This window comes from Allobosea sp. P2_A10, assembly GCF_056405115.1.
On record NZ_JBFUCS010000011.1, the window covers coordinates 1 to 17,037 of the forward strand.

Annotated in this window: 15 protein-coding genes; 3 read left to right on the plus strand and 12 right to left on the minus strand. The window is 68.0% G+C overall.

The window, feature by feature from the left end:
- The coding region (locus tag AC1DZY_RS16165) for a helicase-related protein (RefSeq protein WP_476821156.1) at positions 1-3,049 on the minus strand (3,049 nt) is incomplete at its 3' end.
- Between the two features lie 315 nt (positions 3,050-3,364).
- The gene (locus AC1DZY_RS16170) at positions 3,365-4,252 is read right to left on the minus strand and encodes an alpha/beta fold hydrolase (RefSeq protein WP_476821157.1); all 888 of its coding nucleotides are present in this window, start codon (positions 4,250-4,252) and stop codon (positions 3,365-3,367) included.
- A 103-nt stretch (positions 4,253-4,355) separates the two neighbouring features.
- On the opposite strand from AC1DZY_RS16170, the gene AC1DZY_RS16175 reads away from it, so the two are divergent.
- A complete protein-coding gene (locus tag AC1DZY_RS16175) occupies positions 4,356-4,784 on the plus strand; it encodes a hypothetical protein (RefSeq protein WP_476821158.1) in 429 nt (142 codons plus the stop codon).
- Positions 4,785-4,792: 8 nt separating this feature from the next.
- Here AC1DZY_RS16175 and AC1DZY_RS16180 read toward each other — a convergent pair whose 3' ends face one another.
- On the minus strand, positions 4,793-5,620 hold the full coding sequence (locus AC1DZY_RS16180; protein ID WP_476821159.1) for a DUF3108 domain-containing protein: 828 nt from the start codon (positions 5,618-5,620) through the stop codon (positions 4,793-4,795).
- Positions 5,621-5,876: 256 nt separating this feature from the next.
- Between AC1DZY_RS16180 and rpmB the strand changes: the two genes are divergently transcribed.
- Positions 5,877-6,164, plus strand: a complete 288-nt coding sequence (rpmB, locus tag AC1DZY_RS16185) for a 50S ribosomal protein L28 (RefSeq protein ID WP_476821160.1) — start codon at positions 5,877-5,879, stop codon at positions 6,162-6,164.
- Between the two features lie 66 nt (positions 6,165-6,230).
- Here rpmB and AC1DZY_RS16190 read toward each other — a convergent pair whose 3' ends face one another.
- The 8 genes from AC1DZY_RS16190 to AC1DZY_RS16225 form a co-directional block, all read right to left on the minus strand.
- Positions 6,231-7,235 (minus strand): esterase-like activity of phytase family protein, encoded by a 1,005-nt coding sequence (locus tag AC1DZY_RS16190; protein WP_476821161.1) that lies wholly within the window; start codon positions 7,233-7,235, stop codon positions 6,231-6,233.
- Positions 7,232-9,130, minus strand: a complete 1,899-nt coding sequence (cobT, locus tag AC1DZY_RS16195) for a cobaltochelatase subunit CobT (RefSeq protein ID WP_476821162.1) — start codon at positions 9,128-9,130, stop codon at positions 7,232-7,234. The genes AC1DZY_RS16190 and cobT overlap by 4 nt, the downstream gene beginning before the upstream one ends.
- Positions 9,131-9,136: 6 nt before the next feature.
- Positions 9,137-9,667 (minus strand): DUF29 domain-containing protein, encoded by a 531-nt coding sequence (locus AC1DZY_RS16200; protein WP_476821163.1) that lies wholly within the window; start codon positions 9,665-9,667, stop codon positions 9,137-9,139.
- Positions 9,664-10,080, minus strand: coding sequence for a GNAT family N-acetyltransferase (locus AC1DZY_RS16205; protein ID WP_476821164.1), 417 nt, complete (start codon positions 10,078-10,080; stop codon positions 9,664-9,666). Before AC1DZY_RS16205 ends, AC1DZY_RS16200 begins: the two co-directional genes overlap by 4 nt.
- A 13-nt stretch (positions 10,081-10,093) precedes the next feature.
- Entirely contained in the window at positions 10,094-11,077 is a 984-nt protein-coding gene (gene cobS, locus AC1DZY_RS16210) for a cobaltochelatase subunit CobS (RefSeq protein ID WP_476821165.1), read from the minus strand.
- Positions 11,078-11,275: 198 nt separating this feature from the next.
- Positions 11,276-12,487 carry a glycosyltransferase family protein gene (locus AC1DZY_RS16215; protein WP_476821166.1) on the minus strand — a complete coding sequence of 404 codons (1,212 nt, stop codon included), beginning with the start codon at positions 12,485-12,487 and terminating at the stop codon, positions 11,276-11,278.
- Positions 12,487-13,743 (minus strand): glycosyltransferase, encoded by a 1,257-nt coding sequence (locus tag AC1DZY_RS16220; RefSeq protein WP_476821167.1) that lies wholly within the window; start codon positions 13,741-13,743, stop codon positions 12,487-12,489. The genes AC1DZY_RS16215 and AC1DZY_RS16220 overlap by 1 nt, the downstream gene beginning before the upstream one ends.
- Positions 13,740-14,402 carry a class I SAM-dependent methyltransferase gene (locus AC1DZY_RS16225; RefSeq protein ID WP_476821168.1) on the minus strand — a complete coding sequence of 221 codons (663 nt, stop codon included), beginning with the start codon at positions 14,400-14,402 and terminating at the stop codon, positions 13,740-13,742. Before AC1DZY_RS16225 ends, AC1DZY_RS16220 begins: the two co-directional genes overlap by 4 nt.
- Positions 14,403-14,425: 23 nt before the next feature.
- Between AC1DZY_RS16225 and AC1DZY_RS16230 the strand changes: the two genes are divergently transcribed.
- A complete protein-coding gene (locus AC1DZY_RS16230; RefSeq protein ID WP_476821169.1) occupies positions 14,426-15,043 on the plus strand; it encodes a hypothetical protein in 618 nt (205 codons plus the stop codon).
- A 9-nt stretch (positions 15,044-15,052) separates the two neighbouring features.
- On the opposite strand, the gene AC1DZY_RS16235 is transcribed toward AC1DZY_RS16230, so the two are convergent.
- On the minus strand, positions 15,053-17,023 hold the full coding sequence (locus AC1DZY_RS16235) for an adenylate/guanylate cyclase domain-containing protein (protein WP_476821170.1): 1,971 nt from the start codon (positions 17,021-17,023) through the stop codon (positions 15,053-15,055).
- Between the last annotated feature and the right edge of the window lie 14 nt (positions 17,024-17,037).

The window sequence follows — 17,037 nt, forward strand, 5'->3', positions numbered from 1 at the left end:
CCGCCGGAGCGCCGGCCGCGACAGCCGGCTGGGCCGCCTCGCCCTCGCGCCGACGCTCGTCGGGACGCCCGCCACGGTTGGGCCTGCCGCCACGGCGGCTGCCGGGCTCGCGTTCGCCGGGAGCGCCTTCGCGCGGGCCGCGTCCGGCCGGTTCGGGCCTGCGTCCGCCCTGATGGCGATGCGGGCGCCAGACCTCGATCAGCTCCGGCTCGGCCGGTGCGGCGACGCTGGTGGCAGCTTCGGTCTCGGCAGCGAAAGCCTCCGGCGAGGCGGTGTCTTCCGCGACGGCCGCGGGCAGCGCCGACATCAGATCGGCCGGAACCGGCTCGGGCGTCAAAGCGGGCTCGGCTTCCGCCTGGACGGGAAGGTCCGGTGCCTCGGGTGCGGCGATATCGTCAACCGTGGCCAGAACGGTGGCCTCGCCTGGAGCGTCAGGCGCGGCCGCCTCGTCGCTAACGGCCTCGGCCGCAGCTATGCCGGACGCTGCAGCTTCGTCCGGCAAAGCCGCGGATGCGTCGGCCCCGCCTTCCGGCGCAACCTCGGGCTCGACCTTCGGCGAGGGCGGGAGCGCCAGCGGCACGGTGATCGCCGGTCCCGGACGCTTGGCCGAGACATAGCCGAGCGAGCGCAGGATCGAAGCGAAATCCTCGCCGGCGCAGCCGACGAGCGAGGTCATCGCGCCGGTGGCGACGAAGCCGTCCTGATCGGCCGCTCCGGTCGGCGGCGGACCCTGCGTCAGGCCGGGGCGATAGGCGATCGCCGGGCGGATCAGATCGGCCAAGCGCTCGAGAATGTCGACGCGCACGGCCCGCTCGCCGCAGACGCGGTAGCCGGCGGCGCGATAGAGCCCCTTGGGGATCGCCTTGTCGACCGGGAAGGAGGTCCGGCCCGACGCCGCGAGATGGGCGATGTCGTCGAGGCCCGAGAGCTCGGGCCCGCCATGTTTCAGCGCCCAGAGTTGGGCCGCGAGAGCGCGCGGAGCGGGCTTCAGCAGCGCCGGCACGTAAAGGTGGAACGCGCCGAAGCGGATGCCGAGCTGGCGCAGGGCCGAGCGGCCCTCCTGATCGAGCGCCTTCATCTCCTCGCCGACCTTGGCGCGTTCGAGCACGCCAAGCGATTCCGCCGCCTGATAGGCGATGCCGCGCGCGATGCCGGTCAGCGTCGTCGCGTCTTCCAGCAGTTGCAGCGCCCCGAGCAGTCGGGTGACGTGGTTCTTCAGCCAGAGCGTCAGGCGGCCCTCGACCTGCTCGCGCGCCGGCCCGGTGAGGTGCTCTTCGACAAGAAGCCGCAGGCGCGGCGCGATCGCCTTCTCGCCGGCGGTCAGCCGCGCCACCGGCTCGCCGACCCAGCGCAGCAGGCCGTCATGGGAGAGCACGAAGGCGTCGTCGCCGGCGAGTACGACGCGCGCGGCGCGCGCCTCGATCTCGCTGCCGAGCGCCTTCATCGCCGCCATGTTCAGGGCTTTCGCCTCCGGGCCGCCGGCTTTCGGATCCGCGGTGAAGCGGAATCCCTGCAGCATTCCGACGTGCTGGCCCTCGACGAGCACGTCGCCCGCCGTGGTGACCTCAGCCTCCAACATGGTATTCTCCCGCAAACGACGCATCAGCACACTCGTGCGCCGATCCACGAAACGGCTGGCGAGCCTCTCGTGCAAAGCGTCCGACAGCTTGTCCTCTACAAGACGCGCCACCCCCTGCCAATGCTCGGGATCAGGCAACCAGTCAGGACGGTTGGCCACGAAGGTCCAGGTCCTGACCTGCGCGATCCGGGCGGAGAGCGTGTCGATCTCGCCGTCGGTGCGGTCGAGCGCCGAAAGCTGGGCGCGATACCAGTCGATGTCGAGCCGGCCATGCCGCATCAGCCGCAGGTAAAGCGTCGTCGCAAGGTCGGCATGCTGCATCGGCGCGATCTTGCGATAGTCGGGCAGGCCGCAGACCTCCCACAACCGCTCGACCGCCGGCCGCCCTTGCGCCAGCGCCCTGATTTCGGGGTCCTTCGCCAGGATTTCGAGCGTGGTCATGTCCTCGGCAATCAGCGCGCGCGTCAGGCCCTGCTCGGTCGGCTGGACGTTCAGGCTGTCGAGCAGCCCCTCCAGCGAGCGCTGGTCGAGATCGGTGTTGCGCCATTGCAGCTGGCGCATCGGCTCGAAGCGATGGTTCTCGATCGCCTCGACCAGATCGGCCTCGAAGGGCGGACAGCGCCCCGAGGTGCCGAAGGTGCCGTCGCGCAGATGCCGCCCGGCCCGCCCGGCGATCTGTCCGAACTCCGCCGGGTTGAGTTTGCGGAAATGGTGGCCGTCGAACTTCTTGTCGGCGGCGAAGGCGATATGGTCGACATCGAGATTGAGCCCCATGCCGATCGCGTCGGTGGCGACGAGATAATCGACATCGCCGGACTGGTAGATTTCGACCTGGGCGTTTCGCGTGCGCGGGCTGAGCGCTCCGAGCACCACGGCCGCACCGCCCTTCTGCCGCCGGATCAGCTCGGCGATGGCGTAGACCTCCTCGACCGAGAAGGCGACGATCGCCGAGCGCGGCGGCAGGCGGGTGATCTTGCGATCGCCGGCGAAGGTGAGCTGCGACAGGCGCGGGCGCGTCACGACATGGACGCCGGGCATCAACTGCTCGATCAGCGGCTTCATCGTGCCGGCGCCGATCAGCATGGTCTCGGCCCGGCCGCGCCGGTTGAGCAGCCGGTCGGTGAAGACATGGCCGCGATCGAGATCGGCGGCGAGCTGGATCTCGTCGATTGCGACGAAATCGACCTGGAGATCGCGCGGCATCGCCTCGACCGTGCAGACCCAGAAGCGCGGACGCTCTGGCTTGATCTTCTCCTCGCCAGTGACGAGAGCGACCTTGTCGGCGCCGACCTTCTCGACCACGCGCTGGTACACCTCCCGCGCCAGCAGACGCAGCGGCAGACCGATCATGCCGGTCGGGTGGGCGACCATCCGCTCGATGGCGAGATGGGTCTTGCCGGTGTTGGTGGGGCCGAGCACCGCAGTGACGCCGTTGGCGCGGACGGAGCGAGGCAAGGCGCGGGGAGAAATCAAGGACGCGACCGATCATGACGCTCCACCCCGCTAGGCGCGGGACGAAGCCCTGGCGTTATCTGGCGGAACGGGACCCGAACGAAGCAGGCCCGAATCGCTGACTCCGGCAGAATCGGGTTTCGTTCACGGCTGGATGTCGCGGCTCGCGGCGCGCGACGCGCCATATCTGGAATCGGCCCATGGGTATCGTCCATTCCTTTCGCGGTCGCCCTGGGGCGGCACGCGGCGAAAGCATCCGCCCGCCTTATCTAGACCGTTTCGGCGCGGAAACGAGGGGCCATGCGGGAATCGGGCCGCTCTTGTGTGCGCAGATCAGCCGAAGACGTCCCTGAAGACCTCGGCTGCGTCGTCGGGCGCCTCGACATGGACGAAATGGCCGGCGGTCTCGCAGAAGGTGATTTCGGCGGCGTCGAAATGTTCGGGCACGAAGCGCGCCCATTCCGATTTCAGGATCGGGTCGTGCCGGCCCCAATGCACCCGCGCCGGGTGATGGATTTTCACCGAGGGCGTGGGATGGCCGTCGATGGCGGCGATGCGGGCGGCATTCTGGCTGCGATACCAGTCGAAGCCGCCGCGCAGATTGCCGGGCTTCATGAAATTTTCGACCCAGGCCTCGAAGGCCGGCTGGAACGCCTCCTTGCGATGGCACCAGTGGTTCAGGAAATACCCGAGATAATGCGCGCAGGCCTCGCGGCTCGACCCGACCAGAACCTCGGCCAGAGGAAGCTGCTGGAAGGACTGGTACCAGATCTCGTTGACATGCCCTTCATGGACCCAGCGGCCCGCGACCGACGCCGTCGGGCAGTTGAAGAAGAGCAACCGCTCGACCAGTCTCGGATGGCGCCGCGCCAGCGCCTGCGCGACATAGGCGCCGACATCGTGGCCGACGACACCGACGGCATCGAGGCCGAGCGTCGTCAGCAGCGCCGCCATGTCGTCGGCATGGACATTGGCGCCGACATCGGCGCGCGGGCCGCGCGACTTCTCGCTCTCGCCGAAGCCGCGCAGATCGGGCGCGATCAGGCGGAAATCCTCATGCAGCCGGTTGATCATCGGCAGCCAGGTCATCCAGAACTCGGGCCAGCCATGCAGCAGCAGGACCGGCGGGCCATCGCCGATCTCGGCGACGTGCAGCGTCGTGTCGCGCACCTGGATCTGGCGATGGCGCAGGCCAGCGGGCAGGGCAAAATCGCTCGACATGACGGCTCCCCGACGCAGGCAAGGCAGACAAGCTAGCGCTGTGCGCGCCAAGGTCGCAATCGGCAAGCTCGCATGGCCCCGATGCACCCACGTTTTCAAAGAGATGTGGTGGTCCCATCCCCGTCATCAGGACGCCTATGTCGAGGTTATCGAGGACATGATCCTGCCGCTGCTGCATTCCATCGATACGGCCGAGCGGATGCTGGCGTTGAAGCACCCGAGGTCCGTGCTGTGGGATCGCGGTCTACAGGAGGAGATGAACCGCTACTGCATCAACGCCGCGCTAGGGCGTTTCGATCTGGTCGATCAGGCCGCGCGCGAACTCAAGGCGCTGGGTTATCGCGAGACCTATTTCTGGAGCGAAAAGACCTATCGCGAGGCGATGGAAGAACTCTGGCCGTTGACCCGAGCCGAGGACAAGGCCGGCGTCGCCGCGCTGCTGCATGATTGGGAGCTTCAGTTCGTCGAGTTGCACGGCCTGCAGGACATCTACGAGAAGAAGCCGTTCCCGTTCCAGCTCACCTCACCCTGACCCGGCCCTCAGTTCCGCTTCGCCGTGCTCGCGGTCACGCCGGGATCGACCTTGAAGCTGGAAGCTTCGATCACGGCGGTGCCGATCATCGTCTTCACGGAGATGCGCACCGGCACCATCAGGCTGGTGCTGGCGACCGGCGCGAGCCAGACGCTGATCTCCTTGTTCTCGGCCATGAACTTGGTGCTCGGCCGCAGCGCCCGGTGCCCGGCGATCGGGACGTAGCGGGCCTGGCAGATCGAGACCGGGCCGCTATAGCCCTCCAGCGTGACCTCGCGCGTGCCGGCATAGCTCAGCTTGATGTCGTAGCGCGCTGCGCCGTCGAAGATCGGCAGCGTCCGGTTGCAGGCGCTGGCGGCCCCGCCCTTGGCGTCGGCCCACATCAGGAAGGCGCTGAGCGGATCCAGCACATTGCGCTTATGGCTTTCCGTCAGCGGCACGCGATCAGGCTTGGAATCGATCGGCGGGGCGATGTCGATCGCTTGGACGCTGCCGCCGTCGAGCGCCATGCGGACGGTGCGGCTTTCGCTGGAATTGGCCGACGAGATGGCGAAGGTCGCGGGGCTCGGCTTGCCGCCGTTGATGTTGCCGGTCGCGACGCCCGAGCCGCGCCCGCCGGTGAAGCCGCCGATCAGGCCGGTGAGTTTCGCGACGACGTCGAGCTTGTAGGCGCTGGCGTCGATGCCGCCGCTGAGGCTGGCGGTGCCGAGCGTCAGCCCGAGCAGGGAGACGTCGTATTTCGCGTCGAGCGAGGCGGCCTGCGCCGGCAGGCCGGGCGACGACAGCGCGGCGGCGAGGATCAACCCGGCCAGGGACGGCGCGATGGCGGGTTTCATCCGTTTCCTCCGGGTTATCAGCCGAGACCGGGCATGCACTGCGAATCGGTCCGAATCGTGACTGGATTCATCGCATCTGGCGAGTAACGCTTTATGAACGGACAGAAGCGCCCCGAGCGTCGGGTTGTCCTTGACGCCGCGCCGCGCCTTGGCTATGGAACCGCGACTTGAATTTGACCTCCGGTGCTCTGATGTCCGGCACGTCTCGTGTCGGCATTTTTGTTTGAGCGGCCCGGATGCATGAAGGAATGAGAATATGGCCCGCCGTTGCGAACTGACCGGGAAAGGCACCCTGACCGGGCACCTCGTCAGCCATTCGAACCGCAAGACCAAGACGGTTTTCCGCCCCAACCTGGTGCAGGTCACGCTGCAGTCGGACGCGCTCGGCCGCTCGGTGCGCCTGCGCGTCTCGGCCAATGCGCTGCGCACGGTCGACCATCGCGGCGGTCTCGACGCCTTCCTGGTCAAGGCCCCGGCCGCCGACCTGTCGAGCGGCGCGCTTGTCCTGAAGCGCGATATCGAGAAGAAGCTCGCCGCCGTCTGAGCGGATCGTCCTTCCCAGACTGAATGAAGCGGCCGCGAGGCCGCTTTTTTCGTTTGGGGCCGCGCCTCACGCCATTTCGAATTCGAGCAGCAGCGTGCGCTGGATGATCGAGAAATTGTCGTCGGAGATCAGGGTCAGGATGGTCTTGCCGCCGTCCCGATGGACGCTGAGGCCTTCCATGTTGTCGATCTCCTGGCCGAGATCGGCCTCGACCAGATAGGGCCCGTCGAGCAACGCGCCGGCCTTGATACTCGCGCCCGCGATCTTGCGGATGCGCATGCCGACGCCGCGCAGAGGGCGATACCAGCGCTCCAGCACCAGCATGTCGCCGCCCGGCAGGAAGGCGAGATCGGTGATGTCGAAGCCGTCATGGCGGACGAGCTGGAACAGGCCGGGCTGGCGGCCGCCGATGATCACGCCCAGCGTCGGCGCGTCCTCGCCGCCCGAGCGCTCGGCGATGGCGACGATCGCGCCGGCCAGCGGATGCCCGGCCGGCACGACGCCGATCGCCTCCAGCCCCTTGTTGCTCGGCAGCGCCTTGACCTCGCGCGGCACCGGCACGATGCGGGCGCGTGCGCCGACGCCCTCTGCCGCCCAGTCGAAGCGCAGGATGTCGTGGGTTCGTTCGACGCCGATATAGGCGACACCATCGGCGATGGTCAGGCTTTCGGTGTCGAAATAACGCGAGCGATGCAGCGGCCGGCCCGATGTGCCGAGGATCGGCGCGAGTTCGGCCTCATCCAGCGCGACGATGCGGCCGCGCTCGCTGCGCGCCTTCGCCGTCAGCCAGAAGCCGTTATCGGTGATCGAGACGAATTGCACTCCATCGGGCGAGCGCCACAGGCCCGAAAAGCCGCCGAATCGCGGATGATTGGCGGTCAGCACATGGCCGCCGCGAAAGACCAGCTCGCCGAAACGCGTCTTTTCCGGGCTGCGCGGCTCGAAGGCCTTCAGCGGGCGCATCGCGATCGTGATCGGCGAGACCGGCTGCTCTGGCGCCTGTGCGAGGGCAGGGCGCGCAAGCGCCGCGGCAGCGAGTCCGGCTACCGCACCGCGCCGCGTCAGCCTCACTGCAGGCGCCGCGATCCGCGCGATTTCGTCGCCAGCCCGGCGTCTTCCTCGAACAGTTCCGCCAGCTTTTCGGTCATCACGCCGCCGAGTTCCTCGGCGTCGACGATGGTCACGGCGCGGCGGTAATAACGGGTCACGTCGTGGCCGATGCCGATGGCGATCAGCTCGACCGGCGAACGCGTCTCGATCTCCGCGATGATGTGGCGCAGGTGGCGTTCGAGATAGTTGCCGGCGTTGACCGACAGCGTGGAATCGTCGACCGGCGCGCCGTCCGAGATCACCATCAGGATCTTGCGCTGCTCGGGCCGCGCCAGAATGCGCTTATGGGCCCAGTCCAGCGCCTCGCCGTCGATGTTCTCCTTCAGCAGCCCCTCGCGCATCATCAGGCCGAGATTCTTGCGCGCCCGCCGCCATGGCGCGTCGGCCGCCTTGTAGATGATGTGGCGGAGATCGTTGAGGCGGCCGGGATTGGCGGTTTTGCCCGATTGCAGCCAGTTCTCGCGCGAGAGCCCGCCCTTCCAGGCGCGCGTCGTAAAGCCGAGCAGCTCGACCTTGACGCCGCAGCGCTCCAGCGTGCGGGCGAGAATGTCGGCGCAGGTCGCCGCGACCGTGATCGGCCGGCCGCGCATCGAGCCGGAATTGTCGATCAGCAGCGTGACGACCGTGTCGCGGAAATTCGTGTCGGATTCCTGCCGGAAGGAGAGCGGCTGATAGGGGTCGATGATGATGCGCGGCAGGCGCGCGGGATCGAGCGAGCCCTCCTCGAGATCGAACTGCCAGGAGCGGTTCTGCTGCGCCATCAGGCGGCGCTGCAGGCGGTTGGCGAGGCGCGCCACCACGCCCTGGAGATGGGCGAGCTGCTTGTCGAGATAGGCGCGCAGGCGCGTCAGTTCCTCGGCGTCGCAAAGCTCCTCGGCCGTGACGATCTCGTCAAATTTCTGGGTGTAGGCCTTGTAGTCGGTCAGCGGCCGGTCGTTCTGCTTGCCGTCGCGCGGGCGCGGGGCCTCGCCGGCCTCGTCCGATTCGGAGTTCTCGTCCTCCTCGTCCCAGTCGCCGGCGGGCGCGTCCGACGCCTCGGACGCGCCTTCCTGCAATTCCTCGGTCGCGTCGTCGCTGACCTCGACCTCGGAACGCTCGCCCTGGCTCTCCTGCTCGGCCTCGCCGTCCTGCTGCTGCTGGTCTTCCGAGGACTGGTCCTGGTTGTCCTCGTCCTGCTCGTCGTCCTGGCCCTGCGAGGTCTGCTCGGCCATGTCGAGCGAGGCCAGCATATCGCGCACCGTGCGGGCAAAGCCGCGCTGGTCCTCGACTGCCTTGGACAGGCGGTCGAGATCGCCGCCGGCCTTGGTCTCGATCAGGTCGCGCCAGAGATCGACCAGCTTCTCGGCGGCTTTCGGCGGCTTCAGGCCGGTCAGGCGCTCGCGCACCATCAAAGCGAGCGCATCCTCCAGCGGCGCATCGGCGCGGTCGGTGATCTCCTCGTAACGCCCGCCGCGATGGTAGCGGTCTTCCAGCATCGCGGTGATGTTGCCGGCCATGCCGGTCATCCGGCGCGCGCCGACGCATTCGACGCGGGCCTGCTCGACGGCGTCGAACACGGCGCGGGCCGCATCGCCCTCGGGCGCGGCGCGGCGATGCACCGTCGCGTCGTGGCAGGCGAGCCGCAGCGCCATCGAATCGGCGTGGCCTCGGAGGATCGCGACGTCCTGCGCGGTGAGCTTGCGCGGCGGTTCGGGCAGCCGGGCGCGTTCGCCGACAAGCGAGGGCTTGTCGGCCGCGAAGACGATTTCCATCTCGGGCTTGCGCGCGATCGCCTTCATCGCGCCGGAGATGGCGCGCTTGAGCGGCTCGGCCGGCGCTTCCTTGGTCTGTCCGGGCTTGCGGTTGGAAAGTGTCATGCGTCGTCAGACATCATCTGGGTCGAAGTCAAAGGGCTGTTCCAGGATGGTCGTCCAGTCGTAGGGACAGTCGGCCGGGAATGTGCGGAGCGGCAGATTCGTTTCCCCCGATGCGACGAGACGGGCGTCTTGGTAGGCTTCAGATAGCGCCTCGTCCAATCGGTCGCGCAAGCTCGGATTCTTCCTCAGAACCTTCTCAAAGTGGCGGCGCTGTGTGCGGATTGTAGTGGCCCAGCTTCGGCTCCGACGCGCGGCTTGAAGATTCCATTTCAGAACATGTGTAAGCAGGACGGTCAGAGCGCTTTCGAGCTTGTCATACTGGCTGCTGCCCAAATCTTCGAGTTCCTCGGCGATGTTCTCGACGTCCAGCCCGGAAGAACCGCCCGCGCGCAGCAACGTCGCCTGCTCAAACGCCCAGCGATGAAAGTCTTCATCGTAGCGCGCGAGAGCCGATGCCGTCGCAGGGAAGACCGTGCGCTTCGACGGCTTGGCCGCTACGCTCTTTGCCTGTCTGGGCTTGCTGTCGGATACGGTCATAGCGCTTTCGCGAAATGGTGCATGCGGTGGCCGGCGACGGGATAGTCCTCCATCCGGCCAAATTCACTATAGCCGAGCTTCGGATAGAAGTCCGGCGCCTGCAGGCTCATCGTGCTCAGATAGACGCCGCGCGCGCCATGGTCGCGCGCCGCCTGTTCCGCCATCGCCATCAGCCCCTCGCCATGGCCCTCGCCGCGATGGGCGTCGTCGATCCAGAGCAGGTCGACATGCAGCCATTGCCATTTCAGCTCGCCGATCAGGCCGCCGACGATCGCGCCCGCTTCGTCGCGTAGGCTGATCGCCAGTGGTTCGCTGGCGCGGGGCCCGGCAATGGCCGCGTTGTAGGCGCTGAGGCCGCGCGTCACGGCCTCCTTCGTCTCGGCTATGTCGGTCTCGCGCCTGAGGCTCGCCATGGACGGCGATCCGTCAGCTCAGCACCACGTTCACCGCGCTCTCCGGCAGTTCCTTGCCGAAAGAGCGCTGGAAGAACTCGGCCACTAGCGTGCGCTCCATCTCGTCGCATTTGTTCAGGAACGTGACCCGGAAGGCGAAGCCGATATCGCCGAATATCGCCGCGTTCTCGGCCCAGGTGATGACCGTGCGCGGGCTCATCACGGTCGAGAGATCGCCGTTCATGAAGGCGTTGCGGGTCAGATCGGCGACGCGGACCATCTTGTTGACGATATCCTTGCCCTCCGGCGTCGCCTGATAGTGCTTGGACTTCGCCAGCACGATCGCGACCTCGTTGTCGTGGGGCAGGTAGTTCAGCGTGGTGACAATCGACCAGCGGTCCATCTGGCCCTGGTTGATCTGCTGGGTGCCGTGGTAGAGGCCCGACGTGTCGCCGAGGCCGACCGTGTTGGCGGTGGCGAACATGCGGAAAGCGGGGTGGGCGCGGATGACGCGCTTCTGGTCGAGCAGCGTCAGCTTGCCTGACTGTTCGAGCACGCGCTGGATCACGAACATCACGTCGGGGCGGCCGGCGTCGTACTCGTCGAAGACGAGCGCGATGTTGTTCTGCAGCGCCCAGGGCAGGATGCCGTCCTGGAACTCGGTGATCTGCTTGCCCTCCTTGAGCACGATCGCATCCTTGCCGACGAGATCGAGCCGGGAGACGTGGCTGTCGAGGTTGACGCGCACGCAGGGCCAGTTGAGGCGGGCCGCGACCTGCTCGATATGGGTCGACTTGCCGGTGCCGTGATAGCCCGAGATCATCACGCGGCGATTATGCGCGAAGCCGGCGAGGATCGCGATCGTGGTGTCGCGGTCGAAGCGGTAGTCGGGATCGAGATCGGGCACATGCTCGTCGGCCTGCGAATAGGCGGGAACCTCGAGGTCGGAATCGATCCCGAAGGTCTGGCGCACCGACAGCTTCATGTCGGGCAGGGGCGCGGCGGGCTTGATCGTCATTGTCTTGTCTCCGGGCACGGAACAGGGCCGGGTAGAAGTCCGGTTGTCCCAGAGCCGACCGAAAAAGGGAGGCCTACGAAACCCTAGTTAGAGCGAAAGACCGGGACCGGCAATTCGCAAAGCGTTCAGGCGGCCAGACGCGGCAGGCATGCCGTCCTCGGTGATCGCAACGGCCGTGCCAACTCCGCGACAGCTGCGTCAGGTCATCGGCCGCCGCCGTTTCGCCAGCAGGCCGGTCAGGATCGCCGCCGTCCGGGCTGCTCCATTGCGGTCGATTTCGAGCAGTGGGGAGGGGCCCTCGCGAAGCGCGGACGCTGCCGCCTCCGCCAGATGCGACGCGGTCAGGGCGTCGGGACCCGACATGCGCAATGACCGGGCCAGGCCGGCGCGCTCCATCGCCTGCGCCCGGATCGCCTGCTCGGTCTCGTTGCCGTCGTCGAAGGGCACGACCAGCGCCGGCCGCTGCGCCGCGACGAGATCGAGCACCGTGTTGTAACCCGCCTGGCTGATCGAAAGTGCGCAGGCCGAGAGCAGGGCTGGAAAATCGGGCCGCGACCATTCGACGGTGACATGACCGGGCGCGGCGGCCTTGAGGTCGGCGAATGCGGCTTCGCTCGTGCCGCGCCCGAAGAGGATGCGCCAGGGCCGGGCGGGACCGGCAAGCCGCGAGGCTTCGAGACAGAGCCGGAATAGCGGCAGCGCCGCCGCCGAGCCGCCGCCGGAGACGAGGATCTCGCTTTTTCCAGACGAGCCCTCATCCTGAAGAGAGGCCGCTTGCGCGGCCTCCTCAGGATGAGGGTTGTGGGATATCGGCGGAGGCGCTGTCAGATACCCCGTATAGTGCAGCCGTCCGGCCAGATCGGGCGAGACCGGCCATGATGCTTCCAGCGGCAGGAACGCCGCGTCGCCATGGACCAGAACGCCGTCGAAATCTGCTTCGATCCGCGCATGCGCTTCGGCGATGCGGTCGGTGCGCGGGGCGACCAGCACGTCGCGGATCGAGGCCAGCACGAGTGCGGCGGGGTTGGCCGCCTTGGCGGCAACGATCATGCCCATGAACTCGTCGGCAAGCTGGCGGCGGCCGAAGGGGAAATGCTCGGTGATGACGACATCGGGCGCAAGCCGCGTCGCCAGCGCCAACAGAAGCGCCTTTCGCCTTGCGCGAAATGCCGCATCGATCGGCTGGCCGGCCTCATCGAGCAGGTTGCGGAAATCGACGCCCTCGACCCTGACCGGCGGCAGCTGCACATAGGCGAAAGCCTCGCCGGGCTCGCCGCGCAGGGGCATGCCGCCGCTCGCCAGCGTCACCCGATGGCCCGCATCGGCGAGCGCGCGGGCGAGATGCCGCGCCCGGACGAGATGGCCCGAGCCGAGCAGATGCGTCACCGCGATCAGGACGCGTGCGCCCATCAGTTGCGTCGCCCTTCCGTGACGGCTGCGTTCAGCGCCGCATGGATACGGTCGAGCCCGGCATCGGCCGAGAACGCGCCGGTCAGACGCGCGTAAGCTGCAGCGCCCAGTGTCGCGCGCCGCTCGGGGTCGGCTACCAGTTCGCCGAGCCTTTGCGCGAGCGCGGCGATATCGCCCGGCGCGACCAGAAGCCCCTCGACGCCGTCACGGACGAATTCGGGGATGCCGGCGAAATCCGTGGCGACGATCGGCAGCGCCTGGCTCGCCGCTTCCATCACGACATTGGGCAGGCCGTCGCGATCGCCATCACCCGCTTGTTTCGAGGGCAGCACGAAGAGATCGGCCTCGCGCAGCGCTGCGATCACGTCTCCTTGCGCCTTGGGCCCGGCCCAGACGATGCGCTCCGAAAGCCCCAGCGCTTGGGCCTGCGCCTTCAGGGCCTTCAGCATCTCTCCACCACCGATATGCCTCAGCCGCCAGTGCATGCCGGCTGGAAGCAGAGCCAGCGCCGCCAACAGATCGTCGAACCCTTTTTTCTCGACTGCGCGGCCGATGGTGACGAAGCGCACGGGGTCGGCCGGGTCGGCGCCATTGCGCGGCGAAGGTGGCGGCGGCGCGGGAAAACGGCCAAGCTCCAGCCCGTGATAGACCAGCGCGACCTTGTCGGAATTGTCGGCGAGCCGAGCAAGTTCGCTATGGCCGTCGCGGGTGCAGGTCACGCCCCAGCTTGCGGAGGCGATCTTCTCGCGCTTCTCCCAGTCCGGCGTCGTCCAGATGTCCTTGGCATGGGCGGAAAAGGACCAGCTCAGGCCGCGCAGCAGCGCCGCATAGCGGATCACCGAGGCCGGCGTGTGGAGGTAATGGACATGCAGATGCACGATGCTTGCGGGCAGTTCGCGCGCCATCACGCAGGCCTGGCCGAAACGGCGCAGGCGGTTGCGCGTCGGGTCGCGGGCGAGATCGCGCAGGAAGACGAATGCAAGACGCAGGAAAGATGCTCGCGACAGCGCCCGCAGCACCCCGCGCAGCACCCGCGCCGGCTCGTCATGCAGGTACTCCGGCAGATAGCTCACCGGCGCGCTGATCTCCGCGTGCATCAGATGGCGGTCGACATCGGTCGGTCGGCGCAGCGACCAGATCGCAAACGGCAGGCCTCGCCGCTGCAAGCCGAGCAGTTCCTGCGCGATGAAGGTCTCCGACAGGCGCGGGTAACCCTTCATCGCGATCGCGACGGTCGGCTCCGGGCGCTCGCTCATCGCGCGCCGATCAGCATGAAGCGGGTATAGTTCTTCGTCGGCAGCGCGCCGGCATACCAGGTTTCGGAAAGCCCGGCCTGCGCCTGGAACGCCTCCAGCGAGGGCACGCAGCTGCGATGGTCGGGTTCGCGGACATAGTCGTTCGATTGCAGCAGCACCGGTAGCCCCGCCGGCAGCGTCGACAGCCAGCCCGGCACATCGTCGAGATGCTCGCAGCTGGTGTTGACGACGAGCCCCGGCCTTTGCGACTGCGCGGCGAAGTCCAGGCTCATCATGTCGGCGGTGATGGCGCGGAACCGGCCGGTCCCGACGTGACGACGGTTGAGCCGTCCGGCGATCGCGGCGCAGGCCGGATCGCGATCGAGGCTGACGATTTCGGGGATCGCGAGGCGCTCGTCGTCGAGCATGAGCGCACCGAGCACGCCATACCAGGCGCCGAGCACCCAGACCGGGCCCTGCGGCGCGGGCAGCACCCGAGCCAGCGCCTCGACCAACCAAAGTTTCGAGGCGATCTGCTTGTGGTTGAAAGCGATCCAGAGTTCTTGCGGCATGCCGTCGCCGACGAGCTTGGCGAGATCGCCGACGACCCGGTTTCCGGTCAGGGCTGCGACGCCGCGCAGAATGTCGTAGATGGCGTCCGGGGGCGTGTCGCTGGTCATGCCGAGGGGTGAAGAAGGCCACGATGAAGTCGGCGGGACCATATGCAAGCCACGCCGCAAAGGCCAGTCCGGCGCAGGACGGCCGGGACGCGCCGGCCGGCACGCTTCTGACGCATCTTTCGGGGCCGGGCGCGTGCCTGCGGCAGGTTCTCGCGGCCCATGCCGTGCGCGGCTGTCCCCATGTCGTCGAGATCGGCGGGGCGGGACTGCCGATCACCGGCTTCCTCACCCATCGGCCGCTTTCGGTCACGGTGGTCGATCCGAAAATTCCCGCTTTCGAGGCCGCCGCGCTGAACGGCGTGGCCTGCGCCGTCAGCCATGTCGCGGCCAAGCTGCAGGAGATCGCGCTTGCTCCGGCCGGCCCCTATGCGCTGGTCCTGCTGGGTCTTTCGCTGAAACCCTTCGGGCGGGCCGGGGCGACTCCCCCGGAGCTTCTCGCGCTGGCCGCCGGCGCGCGGACGCTGGTGATCGACTATGCGCTCGATCTGCCGCGCGCGCAGGGCCAGATCGGCGCACTGACGGCCACCCGCAAGGCCCCGCCCGTGATCGACCTCGCCATGACGGTCGACGATGCCGGCCTGCGCGAGGCCGGCTTCGACCGCCGTCGCTTCCTGGTGTTCGAGACGCCCGCGCTGCCCTGAAGGGCGCGCTCAGGACGCGTCGTCGACCTTGCGCTTGCGCGACTTCGCGGCCGGCTTCTTGCGCGCCGGCTTTGCATCGACGGCCTTTGGCGCTTCGACGGGCGCAGTCGGCTCTTTCGCCTCAGGCTGTTCGCCTGTTGCCGGCGACGGATCGGCTAGCGTCGCGACGTCGCCACCGGGGTCGAGCTCGACTTCGCCTGTCGATTCGAGAGCAGGGGTCGCCGATGCGGGCTCCGGGTCCGCCGCCGCAGGGGCCTTGCGGGTGAGAGCGGCGAATTTCGGCTCCGGTTCAGCCAGCTCCGGCGCGCTGGCGAAGCCATAGGCCGTGAGCTGCGCCTCGCGCCCCTTGATCGAAAGCTTCAGCGACGTCGTGCCGCTGTAGCGCCGCCCGGTGATCTTGATCGTCTCCTCGGAGACGACGATGTCGGCGAGCACGCGCCGGGTCGCGGCCTCGAGCTGGCTTGCGATCATCACGGTCTCGCCGACCGTGATCTCGCGTCGGCCGAGGCTTTCGTTCTCGACCGCGCCGATGATCGCCTGGCCGGTATGGATGCCGATGCCGATCCTGAGCGGCAGCGGCAGGGCCGCGCCATATTCGCGGTTCAGCGCCTCGACGGCGCGCACGATGTCGCCCGCGCCGCTGATCGCCGCCTGCGCCGCCTTTGCCGGGCTGCCCTCGAGCCCGAACACGGCCATGAAACCGTCACCGTAGAAGGCGTCGATGCGCCCGCCATGAGCGGTGATCGCCTGTGACATCTCGTCGAAGAAGCGGTTGAGCAGGCCGATCAGCTCCTGCGGCAATTGCCGCTCGGACAGGGCCGAGAAGGCGCGCAGATCCGCCACCATCACGGTCAGGCCGCGCTTGCCGACATTGGCGTCGGGCTCCACCACGCGCGTCGCCGCGCCACCAAGCCGCGAGGCCAGCAGGATCTGGACCTGCACATCCTCGCGCGGCCTGATCTGGCAGGCCAGCCGGACCCGGTCCGGCGCGGAAATCCGGCGCAGCAGCTTGGATTCGTTGGGGCCGGGCGGGGGCAGCTTGTCGCCACCGTCAAGCACCAGCACCCGGCAGGTGGCGCAGCGCGCCCGGCCGCCGCAGAGCGCGGCATGGGGGATGCCGAAACGTCGGAACATTTCCAGTACAGTCAGCCCCGGCGTCAGCTTGCGCACGCCATGGCCGACGAAGCGCACCGTGATCGTGCCGGCGGCCCGGACCCTGATCTCGCGGAAGCCGACGAAGGCGACGAAGCAGCCGACCAGTCCGAAGAAGACCATCCGCGCCCAGGTCACGCTCTGGTTGAACATGTCGACGGAGGCGGCTGAGTAGTTCTCCGGCGGTAGCGCCATCAGCGCCGCCTCCCGCCCGGCGACGGCAAAGCCGATCAGCGCCAGGACGGGCACCAGGATCGACGCCAGCAGGAACGGGTCGCGCCAGCGCTGATAGCCGTCGCGCGAGCGCAGCGAGAAATGCAAGCCGATGATGCCATGCGTCCAGACCAGCAGCAGAAGCAGCGACTGCGTGGTGGCCAGGCTCGGCCAGAGCCGGCGCAGCACGGCGTGGTAGCTTTCGTCGAGGTCGAACAGGCTCCCCATCACGCGGGTGCCGACGATGTGGTCGATCAGGAAGAGCGGGATCGCCAGCCCGAGCGCGATCTGCACCAGTTCGCGGGCCGGCATCTTGAAGGTCCGCCGCTGGGCGACGCGCAGCAGCGCGAAGAAGGGATGCACCATCAGCGAGGCGTAGAGCGCGACCGTGCCGACCCATGAATGCCAGAACCAGTAGCGCCAGTTCTGGACCTCCTCCATTGCGTGGAGGCCGACGATGCCGACCGCGTGATTCAGGAAATGCGTGGTCGCGAAGACGAGCAGCACCATTCCGGAAGCGAAGCGGATGTCGCGACTCCAGGACGAGACCTGGTCCATGCCTGCCCCGATGCCTGAATTGGGCCGGTTGCCTCCGGCCGTCTGGGAGAGGCTCATCGGGCCATCCGCAT